Below are 2,765 nucleotides of genomic sequence, written 5' to 3' on the forward strand. Positions count from 1 at the left end.
GTGTGGCTGGCTAGTTCGGTGAGCAGGGGGTGGGCGCGGCGGGTGGTGAAGACGTCTTGGAATTGCTCCCAATCGACATCGGCAAGAGTGATCAAGGTGTCGTCGGCGTCCAGGCACCGTTGCAACGCGGCGAAAGCGGTCTCGGCGGAGAACTGGTGCAGTCCGATCCGGGCGAGGTAGTCCAGGGTGTCTTGGGAGGTAATGCGATCGTCAGCCCAGGTTCCCCAGGCCGGGGCCAGGGCATGCCAACCGCGGCTACGTAACTGGGTGGTCAAGGCCTCAACGTGCCCGTTAGCCGCCGCGTAGGCGCCTTGCCGGGTACCACCCCAGGTTGCGGCCGCAGAGGAGAACAGGATGAAGGTCTGCGGCGGCTGATCCTCCAGTGCCGCAATGAGGTTTTCTGCCCCCAGCGCCTTGGCCAGGTATGTGCCGTGGAATTCCTCCAGGGTGACCTCGGCGATCGGAGCCCAGCCCAGAAACTCTGCCGCGTGCACGACGGTGTCGATTGGCCCGTGGTCGGCGCGGATCTGCTCGATCACGCCGGCCACCGCGACTCGATCGGTGAGGTCCACCGAGACGGCGGTGGTGCCGGCGCCGACGGCGTGGAGCTCTTCTTCCAGTTCCGCCACGTCAGGATCCTGCGCGGCGGTGCGGCTGAGCAGAACCAGGTGGCTGGCTCCGGCCTGGGCTAGCCAGCGGGCGATGCCAGGGCCCGATTGGTCGGTGATGCCGGTGATGACCGCGGTCCCTGAGGGCTTCCACACGCGCCGGTGATCTGCGGGCAGGTGTGCCTGGTGCAGGCGTCGAGCGTGCACACCATGCGGGCGCAGAGCCAGTTGGTCTTCGGGTTGCGGGCAGGTCAGGATCGTGTGCAGACGTTTGACGTCTTGGGCCGAGGGGCTTGTCGGCAGATCGACAAGCCCGCCCCACCAATCGGGGTGCTCCAAGCAAACCGATTGTCCAAGCCCCCACACCGCGGCCTGGCCCGGCGTTAACGGCGGCTCATCGCCGGTCAGTTGCGCGCCGCCCTGAGTGAGCATCCACAGCGGCAGACTCAACCCGCTGTCGCCATAGGCCTGCACCAGCCCAAGGGTGGACAGCAAACCCGTAGACGGCCCAGAGACCTGGGAGTCGGTGCGGTCGGGAAGTGCCAACACGGACAGCACGCCGTCGCAGTCGTGGGCCGCGGCGTGTTCGACCAATAGTGCAGCCAGTTCAGCGCGGTCCAGGCGGTCGGTATCGATGGCGGTGGTGCTGAATTCCTCGGGGTAGCGGGCCAATAGGTCCTGCAGCCAGGGATCTTCGGACTGCTCAGGACGAATCAAAACCAGCCATCGCTGCCGGGTTTGCGGGAAGGTGGCCAGGCTGACCGCTTGCCAGCCGACCCGATAGCGCAGCTTGTCCACCACCGAGCGCTCGGCGAGTTGTCGGCGCCACTGCTGTAAAGCAGCCACCACCGGACCCAATGAAGCCGCCTCGGGCGAATCCTCCATCCCCAACACCAGTGCGACAGCGTCCACCGCACCGCTGTCCACCGCGTCCCACAACTGACCCTCGACAGAATCGATGGCCACAGTCGAAGCCGGCGGGGTTAGCCAGTAGGGGCGGTGTTGGAAGGGGTAGGTGGGTAGCGCGATGGTGGTGGCGCCGGGATACAGGGTGGTCCAGTCGGGGCTATGGCCGTGGGTGTGTAGCTGGGCCAGGGCGGTGGACATGGTGTCCAGATCCTGCAGATCACGAACCAAGGTGGGAACCACGGTGCAGCCGGGTTGATCAGCCAGGGTGTCGGTCAGCGCCGCAGCCAGGACCGGGTGTGGGGATAGTTCGACGAAGGTGTGGGGGCCTTGGGCCAGCAGGGTGGTGATGGCGTGGTGGAAGGCGACGGGTTCGCGCAGGTTGGTGTACCAGTAGTCGGCGGTCATGGTGGTGGTGTCGAGGGGCTGGTCGGACAGGGCGCTGCGCACGGTGGTGTAGAGGGGGATGGTGGCGGGTTGGGGGGTGAGGTCGGCCAGTGCGTCGAGCAGGTGTTGGTGAAGCTGTTCGACGTGGGGGGAGTGTGAGGCGTAGTCGACGGCGATGGTCCGGATGTGGATGTTGTGGTGTTGGCAGTAGGTGCTGAATTGGTCGAGGGCGGTGGGGTCGCCGCTGAGGATGGTGTGGGTGGGGCCGTTGATCGCGGCGATGGTCAGGGTGGGGTGCCAGGGTTCTAGGTGGGGGTGGAGTTGTTGGGGGGTTAGCCGCACCGAGGCCATGGCGCCATGACCGGCCAGGGTGGTTAGGGCTTGGCTGCGTAGGGCGACGATTTTGGCGGCTTGGTCGAGGGGCAGCGCGCCGGCGATGTAGGCGGCGGCGATTTCTCCTTGGGAGTGGCCGACGACGGCGTCGGGGGTGATGCCGTGGGAGCGCAGCAGTTCGGCTAGGGCGACCATGATGGCGAACAGCACGGGTTGGATGACGTCGACGCGGTCTAGGGGAGGTGCGTCGGCTTCTTCGTGCAATACCTGGCGTATCGACCAGCCTGTCCATGGGTGCAGGGCGCGGTCGCAGTCGTCGAGTGCCTGAGCAAATCGGGGATGGTGGGCATATAGTTCGGTGGCCATGGTCGGGTATTGGGCGCCTTGGCCGGGGAAGACGAACACGGTTTTGGCGGGTTGGTGAGCCAGATAGTGGTGGCGGGCGACGCCGGGGTGGGGGTGATCACCGGCCAAGGCTTGCAGGGCGCGCAGCAACTCCTCGCGGGGGTTGGTGGCCGGCAGGGTCAGGGC

Annotated in this window: 1 protein-coding gene; it reads right to left on the minus strand. The window is 66.5% G+C overall.

Annotated features, from left to right (window positions below; all coding sequences use genetic code 11):
* Positions 1-2,765 (minus strand): type I polyketide synthase (locus tag BST12_RS28630; protein ID WP_139802035.1); only part of this gene is annotated, 2,765 nt, incomplete at both ends.

Origin of the sequence: Mycobacterium angelicum (assembly GCF_002086155.1) — a bacterium.
GTDB lineage: Bacteria > Actinomycetota > Actinomycetes > Mycobacteriales > Mycobacteriaceae > Mycobacterium > Mycobacterium angelicum.